The following is a 14,640-nucleotide window of genomic DNA, read 5'->3' as shown; positions in this document are numbered from 1 at the left end:
ACCAGGCCTCTCATCGAGGGCAAATACATGGCCACGGTCATCGACAGGCGTGAGAACGGCGGCAACAAAAGTGCCGTCAACAAGCAGCGCTTTATCAAGCGCTACCGCGAGCAGATACGCCAGGCGGTTGCAAAGGCGGTGTCCGGCCGGAAGATCATGGACATCGAGCAGAGCGGGCAGGTGTCCATTCCGGTCAAGGACATCTCCGAGCCGATCTTTCACCACGGCCCGGGCGGGCGGCGCGAATGGATTCATCCCGGCAACAAGAAATTCGTCCGGGGCGATTCCTTCGACCGCCAGCAGCAGGGCGGCGGCGGGACCGGCTCGCGCGCCAGCGACAGCGGCGAGGGCGAGGATGATTTCGTCTTCACGCTGTCGCGCGAGGATTTCCTGAATTTCTTCTTCGAGGACATGGCGCTGCCGGACCTGGCCAAGCGCCACCTCGCCAAGATCGCCGAGGTCCGCAAGGTGCGGGCCGGCTTCTCCATAGACGGCACCCCTTCCAACCTGTCGATCCTGCGCACCATGCGCAGCTCGCTCGGCCGGCGCATTGCGCTGTCCAGCCCGTACCAGAAGCGCCTGCGCGAACTGGAGAAGGAGTACAGCGAGGCGCTGGAGAAGGAAGGGCCCTACAGCGAAGCCGCGCTCGAAATGATGAAGGAGATGCGGCACCTGCGCGCCTGCATCGACCGCGTGCCATTCATCGAGAAGCTCGACCTGCGCTACAACAACCGCGTGCTCAAGAAGCGGCCCCAGGCGCAGGCGGTGATGTTCTGCCTGATGGACGTCTCCGGGTCGATGGACGAGAGCAGGAAGGATCTCGCCAAACGCTTCTTCATGCTGCTGTACCTGTTCCTGAAGCGCAATTACGAGCGCATCGATGTTGTGTTCATCCGCCATCACACCGTGGCCAAGGAAGTGGAAGAGGAGGACTTCTTCCATTCACGCGAGTCCGGTGGTACGGTGGTGTCCAGCGCGCTGAAGCTGATGGTTGAGGTGATCCACGACCGTTACCCGCCGAGCCAGTGGAATATCTACTGCGCGCAGGCGTCCGACGGCGACAACTGGGCCGGCGACTCCGAACTGTGTGGCCGGCTGCTGCGCGAGGCGATCCTGCCGCTGGTGCAATATTTCGCCTACGTGGAAGTGGCGTCCGAAGAACCGCAGAATCTCTGGGAAGAGTACCTGACGGTCAAGAGCCAGTTCGAGCACTTCGCGATGCAGCGGATCATCAGCGCGGACGAGATCTACCCCGTGCTGCACGACCTGTTCCAGAAGCGCGCGGCCTGACGGGCGGTTCGTTCGCGGCCTGCCGGTTAAAGCGGCCCGGCAGGACCTTTGCAACGCGGCGCGGACGGCTGCGCCAGACGGAGGTGAAGATGGCTTATCTCTCCACGGGTTCGGACTGGACCTTCGAGCTGATCAACCGGTATGACCGCGAAATCGCGCGCATTGCCGGCGAGTTCGGACTGGACTCCTATCCCAACCAGATCGAGATCATCACGGCCGAGCAGATGCTGGATGCCTATGCGTCGGCAGGTCTGCCAGTGGGGTACAGCCACTGGTCATACGGCAAGCATTTCCTGGCCTCGGAGCGCAGCTACCAGCGCGGCCACATGGGCCTGGCCTATGAGATCGTCATCAACTCCAACCCTTGCATTGCCTACCTGATGGAGGAGAACACGCTGCCAATGCAGGCGCTCACCATCGCGCATGCCTGCTACGGGCACAATTCCTTCTTCAAGGGCAATTACCTGTTCCGCACCTGGACCAATGCGGACGCCATCATCGACTACCTGTTGTTCGCCAAGAACTATGTGCTGGAGTGCGAGCAGCGCTATGGCGAGCAGGAAGTGGAGATGCTGCTCGATTCCTGCCACGCGCTGCAGAACTATGGCGTGGACCGCTACAAGCGGCCCAAGAAACTGTCGATCAATGAAGAGCAGGCGCGTCAGACCGAGCGCGCAAACTACCTGCAGATGCAGGTCAATGACCTGTGGCGCACGCTGCCCAGGCATCGTCCCCACGCGCTCGCGGCGGATGAAGATGCGGCGGAACCGGAATCCTCGTTCCCGCCCGAGCCGCAGGAGAACCTGCTGTACTTCATCGAGAAGAATGCGCCCAGACTGGCGCCGTGGCAGCGCGAGATCGTGCGCATCGTGCGCAAGATCGCGCAGTACTTCTATCCGCAGCGGCAGACCAAGGTGATGAACGAAGGCTGGGCCACGTTCTGGCACTACACCATCATCCACCAGCTCTATGAGGAAAAGCTGGTCAATGACGCCTTCATGCTGGAGCTGCTGCAGGCCCACACCAACGTGATTTACCAGCCGCCATACAACAGCCCGTATTACAGCGGCCTGAACCCGTACACGCTGGGCTTCCTGATGTTCCAGGACCTGCGCCGCATGTGCGAGCACCCGGACGAGGAAGACCGCCGCTGGGCGCCGGAGATCGCTGGATCGGACTGGCGCACGACGCTGGACTTCGCCATGCGCAATTTCAAGGACGAGAGCTTCCTGCTGCAGTTCCTGTCGCCGCGCGTGATCCGCGAACTGAAGCTGTTCTCGGTGCTGGACGATGACCGCGAAAACAAGCTGCGCGTGACGGCCATCCATAACGACGAAGGCTACCGCATGATCCGGCAGCTGCTGGCGTCGCAGTACGACCTGTCCGGCATGGAGCCCAATATCCAGGTCACCAATGTCGACGTGGGCGGCGACCGCTCGCTCACGCTGCGCCACCAGCAGAGCGACCGCCGGCCGCTGTCGCACAACTTCGACGAAGTGATTCGCCATGTGACGCGCCTGTGGGGCTTCAATGTGCGGCTCGAAGTGGCGTATGAGGACGGTCGGCGCGAACTCAAGTACGAGTGCAAGCCGGAACGCCGTCACAAGAAGGTGCCGGGTGGCGGGCTGAGCCTGGCGGCCTGAGACGGCGCTTTCACTGCAATGCGGCGGCCCCTGACCGGGCCGCCGTTTCATTTCCTGGCGGGCCTCAGGCAGCGGCCTCGTACCACTCGCGCGCCAACTCCACCGCGCCGCGCGATGGCTCCGCGCAGACCAGCTCGCCCAGCACGCGGCCCCACCAGCGCTCCGATCCGTCCGCCACGCGCCACGCATGCAGGCGCCGCGTGTAGAGCTGCAGATCGAATTCCTCGGTGATGCCGATCGCGCCATGCACCGCGTGGGCGATGGCCGCGACCGGCGTGACCGCGTCGCTGGCGCGCAGCTTGCCGATGGCGGCGCGTACCGGGTCAGGCTGGCTGCCGGTGCTGTCGCAGGCGATCTGCGCGGCCACGCGCGAGGCGGCGACGTGCTCGGCCATCTCGCTGATCTGGTGCTGGATCGCCTGGAACTTGCCGATTGCGCGCCCGAACTGCAGGCGGTCGTTGGCGTATTGCAGCGTCATGTCCATGACCTGGGACAGCGCGCCGGCCATCTGCGCGGCATGCAGGCAGGCGCCTATGGTGCGCAGCGTGCCGGCGGGCAGTTCGAAGGCCGTCTCTGCCTTGCCGTCGAAACGCGGCAGCCGCATGGTCTGGTCGGCGTGAGTGCCAGTCGGCTCGGCGCCAGCAGCGGCGGCCGGCAGCAGCACGCAGCGGGTATCGGATTGCACCAGGAACCAGCCGGCGTGGCGCGCATCGGCAACCAGCGTGGCCGGGCTGCCGTCGTCGAGGCTGGCCAGCGCGATCGGTTCGGCGGGCACGGTCACGCCTTGGGCTTGCAGCAGCGCTCGCGCAAACAGCGTTTGCGCAAGCGGCAAGGGCATGGCATGGCGGCCCAGCACATACAGAACGGGCGCCAGGTCGGACAGGGACAGGCCGGCCCCGCCAGCCGATTCGGGCAGCAGGCAGTCGGCAAAGCCGCTGTCGAGCAGCGCCTGCCAGAGCGGCGCCGGGTCGGCGCCTTGTTCGATGGCGCGCACGGTCGCGGGCTGGCATTGATCGCGCAGCAGGTCGTCGAGCGCGTCGGAATAGGTGTTGTGCATGGCGATGGATTCAGTGTTGGACGCGTGCGGGGCTTCGGCGCATCAGCGCAGCCCCAGGCCGCGCGCAATCATGCCGCGCAGGATTTCGCGGGTGCCGCCGCGCAGCGAATAGGACGGGGCGATCTGCGTGACGTAGGCCAGCGTGCGGTACAGCGCGCCATCGGCGGCCAGCGCCAGTTCGTCGCCCAGCGCGGCTTCGACGAGCGCCGGGATCGATTGTTCGAAGGTCGTGCCCAGGTCCTTCACCAGCGCGGCTTCGACCACCGGGCTTTCTCCCGCGGCCAGGCGTGCCGTCACGGCCAGCGACATGGCGCGCAGCACCGCCAGGTGGCCGACCAGCCGGCCGGCGGTGACGGTGTCGCCCCGGGCTTCGGGCAGGCGCCGCAGCGCGGCCAGCCAGGTGTCGAGCAGCACCACGCTCGAATACAGCCGCTCGGGGCCGCTGCGCTCGAAGGCCAGCTCGGCGTTCACCTGTTCCCAGCCGCTGCCTTCCTGGCCGATCAGGGCGTCCGGTGCGAGCACCACATCCTCGAAGCTGACTTCGGAGAAATGCGCATCGCCGGTCAGGTCCTGGATCGGGCGCACGGTGACGCCGGGCGCCGAGAGATCGACGATGACCTGCGACAGCCCGGTCTGCCGGTCCTGCGGCGTGCCCGAGGTGCGCACCAGCGCCAGCATGTAATGGCAGTGGTTGGCGTTGGTCGTCCAGATCTTGCGCCCGTTCAGGCGCCAGCTGCCATCCGGCTGCCGCACCGCGCGCGTGGCCACGCTGGCCAGGTCGGAGCCCGAGTTCGGTTCGCTCATGCCGATGCAGAAGAAGGCGTCGCCGCGGCAGATGGCGGGCAGGTACTTTGCCTTCTGGGCCTCGGTGCCGTAGCGCAGGATCAGCGGGCCACTCTGACGGTCGGCGATCCAGTGCGCCGATACGGGCGCACCGGCGGCCAGCAGTTCCTCCACCAGCACGAAGCGCGAAAACGGGTCCAGCCCGGCGCCGCCGCAGGCGGCCGGCAGCGTGATGCCGACCCAGCCGCGCGCGGCCAGCGCGCGGCTGAAGGCGGCGTCGAAGCCCATCCACGAGCGGGCGCGCACTTCAGGTGGCAGCGCCGGCATGTGTTCGGCCAGGAAGGCCCGGACCTGCTCGCGGAACGCCGTGGCGTGCGGCGGCAGGTGGGTGAGCTGGAAGGTGGAAAGCAATGCGGTCATGAATATCCAGGTACGTGAGGGCGTGGGGCTGGGAAGCCGCCCAGGGTCAGTCGAGCGGGGCGCGCAGCGGTGTCAGTCCGGGTGTCCGGCCAGCAGCCGGCGCGCGGTGTAGGTCATGACCTTCTCGTTGCGCTGGTTGAAGACCTCGATGGCCGAGTCCACCACCGCGCGGTTGCCGCGCGATGTCGGCCGGATGCCGGTCACCGTGACGGTGGCCCATACCGTGTCGCCAACCACCACCGGGGCAAGGATCTGCTGCGCGAGTTCCAGCATCGCCAGGCCCGTGCCCTGGATCATGGTTTGCAGGATGAAGCCTTCGATCAGCGTGTAGGTCAGCGCGCCGGGGACCGGCCGGCCGCGGATCGCGCCGCCGTCGTAGCCGTCCTCGATAAAGATCGCCTCGACCATGCCGGTGACCGAGATGAAGTTGACGAGGTCGGTCTCGGTCACGGTGCGGCGGAAGGTGCGGAAGGCCTGGCCTTCCTTCAGGTCCTGCCAGTAGAAGCCCTGGCCCAGGCGGGGCAGGTGGCTTTGCATCATGCTGTCTCCTTGGCGTTGTCATGCCGGACCGACGGCTGCGGGGCGCAGTACGCGGCGCCCGTGGCGCTGAGCCCGTCGATGTCCTGCTGCGTCATCCCGGCCTGCGCAAGCAGCTGCGCGGTGTGCTCGCCCAGGCGTGGCGGCACGCCGATCGGTGCGCGTGCCCCATCAAAGCGTACCGGGGCTCCCGGAAAGCGCAAGGCGCCCATGGCAGGATCTTCGACCGGTTCGAAGAAGCCCGTCGCGCGCAGGTGCGGATCGTCGGGCAGGTCGTCGAGTTCGTTGACCCGGGCCACGGGAATCTGCAGCGCTTCGCAGACTTCCAGCCAGTGCGCGGTGCTATGTCCGCGCACGATCTCGCCGGTGATCTCGTACAGCGTTTCGATGTGCGCGGTGCGCGCCGAGATATCGGTGAAGCGCGCATCCGCGGCCAGTTCGGGGCGGCCGGCGGCGCGGAAGAAGTCGCGCCAGTGGACATCGGTGTACGGCATCATGCAGACATGGCCGTCGGCGCTCTGGTAGGGACGGCGCAGCGGCGCCAGCACGCGCGGGTAGCCGGTGCCGCCGCGCGGCGGCTCGAAATGCCGGCCGTAGAAATGCTCCACCAGGTTGAAGGCCACCATCGATTCGAACATCGGCACCTCGACCATGGCGCCGTGGCCGCTGCTATTGCCATTGCCGCGCGCACGGCCGGCCAGCGCCGCGCACACCGACAGCGCCGCGACCAGCCCGCTGGTCTTGTCCGCCGCGATGGTCGGGAAATAGCGGCTGCTGCCAGTCTGCGCCGCCATCAGCGCGGCGTTGCCGGACAGGCCCTGGATGATGTCGTCGTAGGCCGGGCGGCCGCCGTAGGGGCCATCCTCGGCGAATCCGAGCAGGCTGACGTAGACCAGTTGCGGGTGGCGCGCCCTTACGTCGTCCGGCGACAGGCCCAGCGCGGCCAGCTTTTGCGGGCGCATGCTGTGCATCAGCACGTCGGCGCCGGACAGCAGGCGGTCCAGCGCCGCCTGCGCCGCGGGCTGCTTCAGGTCCAGCACGACGCTCTTCTTGCTGCGGTTCACGCCCAGGAAAATCGCGGCCATGCCGGCTTCGGCGGCGGGGCCGGTGCGGCGCGTGGAATCGCCCTCGGGCGGTTCGACCTTGATGACCTCGGCGCCAAAGTCGGCCAGCCACTGGCTGGCATAAGGGCCCATCACGACCGTGGAAAGGTCGATCACGCGGATGCCGGCCAAGGGCAGCATGTATTTATCTCCGGATCTGGTTCTGTGGGGCACAGCGTAGATCAGCGGCGGGTATCTGGTCTAATATTACTTTTTTAGAAATTGATATTCACAGGATATCGACATGGATCTGCGCCAGCTCCAGCAGTTCGTTGCCCTGGCCGAGACGGGCAACTTCCATCGGGCCGCCGAGCGCCTGCACATGGCGCAGCCGCCGCTGTCGATTTCGATCCGCAAGCTGGAGGAGCAGCTCGGCACCGCGCTGTTCGTGCGCACCCCGCGCGGGGTCCGGCTGACGCAGGCAGGCGAGGCGGCACTGCAGGACGCGCGCCGCGCGCTGTTCCACGCCAGCCAGGCGCGTGCGGCGGTCATGGCGGCCGCGCAAGGCGAGCGCGGCGCCTTGCGCATTGGTTTCATCGGCTCCGCCACCTATGCGTTGCTGCCGAAGCTGATTCCGGCGTTCCGCGCCGCGCACCCCGGGATCGAGCTGGTGCTGCAGGAATCCACCACGGCGGCCATCCTGGACCAGCTCGAAAACCATCGACTCGACGCCGGGCTGGTGCGGTTTCCGATCCTGAGCAGCGGCGGCTACACCCTCACGCCGCTGGAAACCGATGTGTTCGTCGCCGCGGTGCCGGCGGACAGTCCGCATGCCGGCCAGGCATCCATTCCGCTGAAGGCACTGGCCGCCGAGCCGTTCATCATGCATCCGGCCGCGGCGGTGCCCAACCTGCATGCGGTCGCCATGATGCTGTGCCAGCAGGCCGGCTTCGTGCCGCGCATCACGCAGGAAGCGGTGCAGGTGCAGACCATCGTGAGCCTGGTGGAAAGCGGCCTGGGGGTTGCGCTGGTGCCCAGCGTGACAACACGCTATGCGAACCGCGGGGTGAAGTTCCTGCCGATCTCGAGTCCGCGGCCGGCGGGGCGCATTGGCATTGCGCTGGCCGCGCGGGCCGATGACGCGGACCGGCAGGTGCAGCGGTTCCTTGCGGCGGCGCTGGCGGCGGTGGAGGCGGTGGAGGCGCAGGGCTGAGGCTGGCCTCGCCGTTCCTGGCGCGTGCCGGAAGCGACGCGCCGGCCGTGCGCACTCACCCGTTCTTGCCCTGCCTCGCCCGAGGCCGGGCCGCCGGACAAGCTGCCGTCCGCATCAGGTTCACGCCAGGCAGCAAATGCAGCAACCGCACCAGTTCGGACTGCCGGTGCGTGCCGGTCTTGCGCAGCGTATCGCGGATATGCACGCGCACGGTATGGGGCGACAGGAACTCCCGCTCGGCGATTTCATTGAGCGTTTCGCCGGCCGCGAGCCGGATGGCAATGATGCTTTCCTTGCGCGACAGCCCGAACAGCGACGTCAGGACCGCGGCATCGAGCACCGAGCGCGATTCCGAGTTGCCGAGCAGCATCATCGCCGCCGGCAGCTGCCACGGGCCTTCCACCGGCTGGCGCGAGACCAGCGGCACCACGATGATCGGCACCGGTTGCCCGCCGGAGGTGATGTGCATCCATGAGCCCGCGGCGGCATCGGCGCTGCGGCCCCGCATGGCGCCGTCCAGCAGCCGCTGCAGCACCTCCTGCAGCGCGGCATCGCGCGCGTGCAGCACGCCGCGTTCCAGCGCAAGGTTGCTGTCGGCCTGCACCAGCGATTCGGCCCAGCTGTTGGCGTAGCGCACGCGCATATCCGCCTGCAGCACCATGACGCCGAAATCGAGCGTGTCGAGCCCGGCCAGCCCCAGCGAGGCCAGCCCGCTCAGTTCGAAGTTGCGCTGCTGCAGGCGCGCCGCGCGGACCCAGTGCGGCATGACATGGGCCAGGCGGCGTTCGCGCACGCTGCCATGCAGGTGGCTATGCTCCGAGGTGGTGCCGCTCATGAGCACGCAGATCTCGCTGGTGTCGATGAGCCGGAAACCTTGTTCGAGCCCGCCGCCGTCACTGGAGACGGCCACGTCTGTAGCCCCGCCGTCCGCCATCGCCAGTGCGGCGCCGGCGGATGCGGGCGCGGCTCCGGCGGCAGCCGGATGGCCGGCGCTTGCCGATGGCGCATCGACGCCTTCAGGCAGGTTGACGCCATTGGTGAAACAACCGTGCGGGGTCACGCCGAGCCGGGCGTGGCCGGCAAGCTTGTCCCAGATCACGTAGCGCGGGCTGCCTGTGGCTGTGTAGCGGGAAAAAAGGTCCAGGGCGGCGGGCATTGCCGCCACGTCCATTGCGGACTCGTAGATAGAGTCGACCAGACGATGAAAGTCATCGTCGAGACTCGGGTGTTCGCCCATATTCTTTTCCCCCGGTGGCAAACGCCTTTACTGACGCCATTTTCTAATGGCTGCTCTTTTGTGTTCCCTTGGTGCCAGTGCCTGCCCGGGCGTCTGACGCGCCCTGTGGCAACGGTGCCGTGGCTCCGGCACCGCGTGCAGGATGCTCCTCAGGCATGACCGTGCCCGAGTGCCGGCCATGATGCCAATCAATCGTGCCGGTTTTATCCCCCGCTTTGGGGGCTATGGTCCCGCAACGCGGGAACCACCGGCCGATCGGCATATGTCGACGCCTGCATAACGCAAGGATGTTAATGCGCGAGATGGCATTCGTGAGGGATTTTCGACGCGCAAAATGCGGGGGCGTTTCGCAAAAGCGACAAGCGTAACTACTTGTAGTGCTTTATGCATCTCATTTTGGTTGCGGCATGATGGCTTCGACACTTGCGGTTCCGGCGGGCCCCCCAGCGAGCTGGATGGTCAGGTTCGGGGAGGCCATGCAGATGCCATTCGCATCGAACTGCCGCTTCAGCAGCGCGTTGAACGCGCGCGTGATCTCGGCCTGCATCAGCGGGCGGGTCTTGACCTGGGCCATCACCACCGCTGGGGTCGAAGCGATCCAGGCCCAAAATCTCCAGCCCGGACAGCAGCTTGTGGGCATAGCGCGGATCGCGCGCGATCTGGGCGCCGGTGGCGCGGATCAGGTCAAGGGCCCGGTCCAGGTCGCTCTGATAGGCGATGCCGATGCTGAACACGGCGTAGCCGTAGCCGCGCGACAGGTTCTTGACCGCCTTGATCTGGCTGTATGGCAGCGTATGCAGGGCGCCCTTGCCATCGCGCAGCTTGACGGTCCGGATGGTCATGCCTTCGACCACACCGGCATGGTCGGGCAGCTCGATCGAGTCGCCAATGGCGATCGAATCCTCGATCACGATAAACAGCCCGGTGATCAGGTCCTGCACCAGGCTCTGCGCGCCGAAGCCGATCGCCAGCCCGACCACGCCGGCACCCGCGAGCAGCGGCGTGACATTGACCCCCAGGTTGGCAAGGACCACGATCATCGCGATCACCAGCAGCGTGACCAGCGACGCGTTGCGCACCAGCGGCAGGATGGTCTTGGCCCGCATGCTCGGCTGCGCGGCGCGCCCGTAGGCCGGAGACAGCGCCTGGGTAATGGCCGTGTCGATCAGCAGCCAGACCAGCCACGCCAGCAGCACCGTGGCCGTGACGCTCAGCATGGACTCCGCGATGTGCCGGCCCGCAGGCGACGCTTCCGCCAGGCGGAGCACCGATGTGCCCCAGATGCGCGCGCCCAGCTCGATCACGGTGACCCAGATCACCACGCGCACCAGCGCCATGGCAAAGCGCCCGAAGCGTTCCAGGTAGGCCGAGCGCCGCCGGTCGCGGATGCGTGGCGCGCGCACGCTGGCCTTCGGCGAGCGGCCGGCAACCAAGGTCAGCAGCAGCGCGAACACCAGCAGCGCCACCGAGGCCACCGTGCGGCGCAGGAAGACGTCGGCATGGCCGGTGGCCAGCACGGTGCCGATCACCGAGGCCACCACCACTGCCAGAACCGGCAAGTGCCAGGCCTGGCCGGCCAGCCGCAGCAGGTCCGTCAGGGCCGGATGCGACTGCCGGAACTCGAGCGGCCGCTGCGCGATCAGCTGGCCGACCTGGCGCCGGAAGCGCAGCGCGAACACGCCGATCAGGATTGCCGCGGCGACATTGGCCGCCGTCGACAGCAAGGCGCACAGGTTGGTGCCTAGCACGATCGTAATGCGGCTGTCGGTGGCGCTGTTGCCGAGTGCGGCCAGGGCGCCGGTGCAGAACAGCAGCCACGGCGAGCGCGTCAGCAGCTGGTGCACCGCGAGCCGGCGGTGCGCGGTGCGGAACAGCGCGAAGATGACCTGGCAGACCGCGGCAGCGATGGCCCCGGCGACGATGGCATGGGCGACCATCACGGCGGCCACGCTCGCCGGCGATTGCGAGAAATTGCGGTGGGCGAGCAGCACCGTGAGCCCGAATGCCGCGACCCACGGCCCGATGCGCCGCAACATATAGATGCCGACATCGAGCCACGACGGCACGTCGGGCAGCCCGCTGCGCGGCTTGCGTACCAGCGTGACCTGGCCATCGGCATGCTTCCTGCGCCGCAGCCGGAGGCGGTGGCCGATCTCCCACAGCACCCATCCGCACAGCGCCCAGCCGCCGATCACCACGGCGAACTCGCGCAGCGAGTCGAGCCCGGCGCGCGTACCGTTGTGGGTCACGGACGCCCGCCATTCCTCGGCCGCGAACTGCGAGCGCCAGCGCCAGTAGTGCCAGGGGCCGTGGTCCTTGCGCAGGTGCGTATCGAATTCATCGAGCGCCTGCGCCACGGCGCCGATCAGGCCCGGTGACGAGGCCGGCGCGACGGGCGCAGACGCCGCGGCATTCAGCCCGCTGCGCAATGACCGCAGCTGTTCCAGCAGGGCCTTGCGTTGCGTGTCGTCCTGCAGGGTGCCGATGACCTGGTCGAGCGACTGGGCCAGCGGGACGCTGGCCGGCGCGGCCCTGGCATCGCTCTGCTGGATCGCGGCAACGAGCGGGTTTGCCGGCGCTGCACTGGCGGGCCGGTGAAACAGCGGCGAAAGCAGCAGCGCGGCGAGCAGCAGCCAGGCATGTCGGCGCAGGTACCAGCGGAGGTCGGGGAGATGGGGGCGCATGGGATCGGTCAAGCCTTCCATGCGCGACACTGTAGCGCATTGGTCCCATCCCGGTCCGCGAAGCCGGGTCCCGGAGGCTGTGTTGCGACGCCGCGAAAGGCCATGAAAGTGGGGTATCGGTGCATTCGTCGCTTCCGACGATGCGTGTCAGGGCCCGATCCACGAATCTCGAACCCGCTCCGACGCCCCCGCGGCGCCGGCTTTTGACACCCTTATCGGGCCTGTCGCGCGTGCGGCAAGGACCTGGCAAAAACCAGACGGAAGGAACACGGTAATGGAACTCAATGCATCGGTATCGGCCATCGTGACCGGCGGCGCGTCGGGCCTGGGCGCGGCGACGGCCCGTGCGCTGGCGGCGCAGGGCGTGCGCGTGGCGCTGTTCGACCTCAATGTCGAAAAGGGCGAAGCGCTGGCGCGTGAACTGGGCGGCGTGTTCTGCCAGGTCAACGTGACCTCGGAAGCCGAGGTCGAGGCCGGCTTCGCCAAGGCGCGCGCCGCCATCGGCCAGGAACGCATCCTGGTCAATTGCGCCGGCACCGGCAATGCAATCAAGACCGCGTCGCGCTCGAAGGAAGACCCGTCGCAGATCAAGTTCTTCCCGACCGATGCGTTCGAACGCATCGTTCAGATCAACCTGATCGGCACCTTCCGCTGCATCGCGCGCTCGGCCGCCGGCATGCTGACGCTGGACCACACCGCCAGCGGCGATCGCGGCGTGATCATCAGCACGGCATCGGTGGCGGCGCAGGACGGCCAGATCGGCCAGGCTTCCTATTCAGCGTCGAAGGCCGGCGTGGTCGGGATGACGCTGCCGATCGCGCGCGATCTGTCCGGTGAAGGCATCCGCGTCAACACCATCCTGCCGGGCATCTTCAATACGCCGCTGCTGCAAGGCGCGCCCGAGAACGTCAAGGCCGCGCTGGGCGCTTCCGTGCCGTTCCCCAAGCGCCTGGGCCAGCCGGAAGAGTTTGCCTCGCTCGCCGTCGAGATGTGCCGCAATGGCTATTTCAACGGCGAGTCCGTGCGCCTGGACGGCGCCATCCGCATGGCACCGCGCTGATCCGGCCATACCGATTCCGCAGGGGAATGCTGCGGCCCGGCCTGGCCGGGCCGTTCTTACAAGAGAAGAGGGAGACGTCGATGGATTTCAGCTATCTGGCCACGCTGCCTCAGGCCGTGCGCCACTTTGCGGGCCTCAGGCCCGACGCCGTGGCCTACTCGTTCGAAGGCCGGCAGACCACCTATGCCGATTTCGAACGCAACACCAGCCGCGTCGCGCAGGCGCTGCTCGCCGCCGGCGTGCGAGCCGGCGACCATATCGGCTACGTCGGCAAGAATTGCGACCACTACTTCGAAGCCTGGCTTGGCGCCGCCAAGATGGGCGCGATCATGACGCCGGCAAGCTGGCGCCTGGCGCCGCCCGAGGTGGAATTCATCATCGGCCACTGCGACGCCGTGCTGCTGCTGGTCGGGCCAGAATCCGCGGCGATGGTGCAGGGTTTGCTGCCGGCGCTGCCGACGGTGCGGCAGGTGGTCGCGATGGAGGCCGGCGGCAACCAGGACTGGCCGGTCTATGCGGACTGGCGCGACGCGCAGCCCGCCACGCTGCCGGACCACCAGCCCGACGCCCATGACGTCGTGCTGCAGCTCTATACCTCGGGCACGACCGGGCGGCCCAAGGGCGCCATGCTGACCCACCGCAACCTGACCATCGGCACCGAGGTCAGCGAGCGCGAATCGATTCCCTGGTCGCACTGGACCGCGGACGATATCTCGCTGGTAGCCATGCCTGTTGCGCATATCGGCGGCTCGGGCTGGGGGCTGCGCAACCTGCTGTCCGGCGCCAAGGGCGTGGTGGCGCGGGAGTTCGATCCGCGCGCGGTGCTCGACTTCATCGAGCGCGAGCGCATCAGCAAGCTGTTCATGGTGCCGGCCGCGATGCAGATCGTGCTGCGCGACCCGCGTGCGCGCGCGGTGGACTATTCGCGCCTGAAGTACCTGCTGTACGGCGCGGCGCCGATTCCGGCGGCGCTGCTGCGCGAGGGCATCGAGGTCTTCGGCTGCGGCTTCGTGCAGCAGTACGGCATGACCGAAACCACGGGCACGATCGTGGCGCTGCCGCCGGAAGACCACACCACGGAGCAGGTGCCGCGCATGCGTGCGGCCGGCAAGCCGCTGCCCGGCGTGGAACTCAAGGTGGTGGACTACGAAGGGCGCGAACTGGCGCCGGGCGAAGTGGGAGAGGTGGTGATCCGCTCTGCGCACAATATGTCAGGCTACTGGAAGCAGCCCGAGGAAACCGCACGCACGATCGATGCCGATGGCTGGCTGCGCACCGGCGATGCCGGCTACCTCGACGCCGAGGGCTATCTCTACATCCACGACCGCGTGAAGGACATGATCATCAGCGGTGGCGAGAACGTATATCCCGCCGAGGTGGAGAGTGCCATCTATGGCCACCCGATCGTGGCGGACGTGGCCGTGATCGGCGTGCCAGACGAGAAGTGGGGCGAGGCGGTCAAGGCCATCATCGTGCTCAAGCCGGGGCAGGGCGCTGACCTCGACAGCATCATCAGCTGGACCCGGCAGCGACTGGCCGGATTCAAGGTGCCGAAGAGCATCGACTTCGTCGAAGCCTTGCCGCGCAATCCGTCGGGCAAGCTGCTGCGCCGCAAGCTGCGCGAGCCGTACTGGGAGGGCATGGGGCGGCAGGTCAACTGACCATCGGTCTGT

The 14,640-nt window shown here is 67.4% G+C and carries 10 protein-coding genes and 1 pseudogene; 5 read left to right on the top strand and 6 right to left on the bottom strand.

Annotated features, from left to right (window positions below):
* Positions 1-27 precede the first annotated feature (27 nt).
* Entirely contained in the window at positions 28-1,290 is a 1,263-nt protein-coding gene (locus ACIGJB_RS26085) for a YeaH/YhbH family protein (protein ID WP_483712211.1), read from the top strand.
* A gap of 89 nt (positions 1,291-1,379) precedes the next feature.
* Positions 1,380-2,933 (top strand): SpoVR family protein, encoded by a 1,554-nt coding sequence (locus tag ACIGJB_RS26080; RefSeq protein WP_483732867.1) that lies wholly within the window; start codon positions 1,380-1,382, stop codon positions 2,931-2,933.
* A 64-nt stretch (positions 2,934-2,997) separates the two neighbouring features.
* On the opposite strand, the gene ACIGJB_RS26075 is transcribed toward ACIGJB_RS26080, so the two are convergent.
* From ACIGJB_RS26075 to ACIGJB_RS26060, 4 genes are all read right to left on the bottom strand, one after another.
* Positions 2,998-3,990, bottom strand: a complete 993-nt coding sequence (locus ACIGJB_RS26075; protein ID WP_483732866.1) for an acyl-CoA dehydrogenase family protein — start codon at positions 3,988-3,990, stop codon at positions 2,998-3,000.
* Between the two features lie 42 nt (positions 3,991-4,032).
* A complete protein-coding gene (locus ACIGJB_RS26070) occupies positions 4,033-5,193 on the bottom strand; it encodes an acyl-CoA dehydrogenase family protein (protein WP_483732865.1) in 1,161 nt (386 codons plus the stop codon).
* A gap of 72 nt (positions 5,194-5,265) precedes the next feature.
* Positions 5,266-5,733 (bottom strand): MaoC family dehydratase, encoded by a 468-nt coding sequence (locus tag ACIGJB_RS26065; RefSeq protein ID WP_483732864.1) that lies wholly within the window; start codon positions 5,731-5,733, stop codon positions 5,266-5,268.
* Complete coding sequence (locus tag ACIGJB_RS26060; protein ID WP_483732863.1) at positions 5,730-6,974, bottom strand: CaiB/BaiF CoA transferase family protein; 1,245 nt, start codon at positions 6,972-6,974, stop codon at positions 5,730-5,732. Before ACIGJB_RS26060 ends, ACIGJB_RS26065 begins: the two co-directional genes overlap by 4 nt.
* 103 nt (positions 6,975-7,077) lie before the next feature.
* On the opposite strand from ACIGJB_RS26060, the gene ACIGJB_RS26055 reads away from it, so the two are divergent.
* Positions 7,078-7,986, top strand: coding sequence for a LysR substrate-binding domain-containing protein (locus ACIGJB_RS26055; protein WP_483732862.1), 909 nt, complete (start codon positions 7,078-7,080; stop codon positions 7,984-7,986).
* 55 nt (positions 7,987-8,041) lie between these two features.
* Here the strand turns inward: ACIGJB_RS26055 and ACIGJB_RS26050 are convergent, their stop codons facing one another.
* Positions 8,042-9,223 (bottom strand): helix-turn-helix transcriptional regulator, encoded by a 1,182-nt coding sequence (locus ACIGJB_RS26050; RefSeq protein WP_483732861.1) that lies wholly within the window; start codon positions 9,221-9,223, stop codon positions 8,042-8,044.
* Positions 9,224-9,614: 391 nt separating this feature from the next.
* Positions 9,615-11,907: pseudogene (locus tag ACIGJB_RS26045) on the bottom strand (mechanosensitive ion channel family protein).
* 274 nt (positions 11,908-12,181) lie between these two features.
* Between ACIGJB_RS26045 and ACIGJB_RS26040 the strand changes: the two are divergent.
* Together ACIGJB_RS26040 and ACIGJB_RS26035 are read left to right on the top strand one after the other, a co-directional pair.
* Complete coding sequence (locus ACIGJB_RS26040) at positions 12,182-12,967, top strand: SDR family NAD(P)-dependent oxidoreductase (protein ID WP_483732860.1); 786 nt, start codon at positions 12,182-12,184, stop codon at positions 12,965-12,967.
* Between the two features lie 80 nt (positions 12,968-13,047).
* Positions 13,048-14,628, top strand: a complete 1,581-nt coding sequence (locus ACIGJB_RS26035; RefSeq protein ID WP_483732859.1) for a fatty acid--CoA ligase — start codon at positions 13,048-13,050, stop codon at positions 14,626-14,628.
* The last annotated feature ends 12 nt before the right edge of the window (positions 14,629-14,640 follow it).

The organism is Cupriavidus sp. C2SS-8b (assembly GCF_057073745.1).
Note: the sequence above shows the minus strand (reverse complement) of the source record. Positions and strands in the feature narration are given on the sequence as shown.

What these genes read in the sequence shown, in the direction of transcription:
- ACIGJB_RS26085 (WP_483712211.1), top strand. Translation starts at nt 28, where the DNA reads ATGGCCACGGTCATCGACAGGCGTGAGAACGGCGGCAACAAAAGTGCC.
- ACIGJB_RS26080 (WP_483732867.1), top strand. Translation starts at nt 1,380, where the DNA reads ATGGCTTATCTCTCCACGGGTTCGGACTGGACCTTCGAGCTGATCAAC.
- ACIGJB_RS26075 (WP_483732866.1), bottom strand. Translation starts at nt 3,990, where the DNA reads ATGCACAACACCTATTCCGACGCGCTCGACGACCTGCTGCGCGATCAA.
- ACIGJB_RS26070 (WP_483732865.1), bottom strand. Translation starts at nt 5,193, where the DNA reads ATGACCGCATTGCTTTCCACCTTCCAGCTCACCCACCTGCCGCCGCAC.
- ACIGJB_RS26065 (WP_483732864.1), bottom strand. Translation starts at nt 5,733, where the DNA reads ATGATGCAAAGCCACCTGCCCCGCCTGGGCCAGGGCTTCTACTGGCAG.
- ACIGJB_RS26060 (WP_483732863.1), bottom strand. Translation starts at nt 6,974, where the DNA reads ATGCTGCCCTTGGCCGGCATCCGCGTGATCGACCTTTCCACGGTCGTG.
- ACIGJB_RS26055 (WP_483732862.1), top strand. Translation starts at nt 7,078, where the DNA reads ATGGATCTGCGCCAGCTCCAGCAGTTCGTTGCCCTGGCCGAGACGGGC.
- ACIGJB_RS26050 (WP_483732861.1), bottom strand. Translation starts at nt 9,223, where the DNA reads ATGGGCGAACACCCGAGTCTCGACGATGACTTTCATCGTCTGGTCGAC.
- ACIGJB_RS26040 (WP_483732860.1), top strand. Translation starts at nt 12,182, where the DNA reads ATGGAACTCAATGCATCGGTATCGGCCATCGTGACCGGCGGCGCGTCG.
- ACIGJB_RS26035 (WP_483732859.1), top strand. Translation starts at nt 13,048, where the DNA reads ATGGATTTCAGCTATCTGGCCACGCTGCCTCAGGCCGTGCGCCACTTT.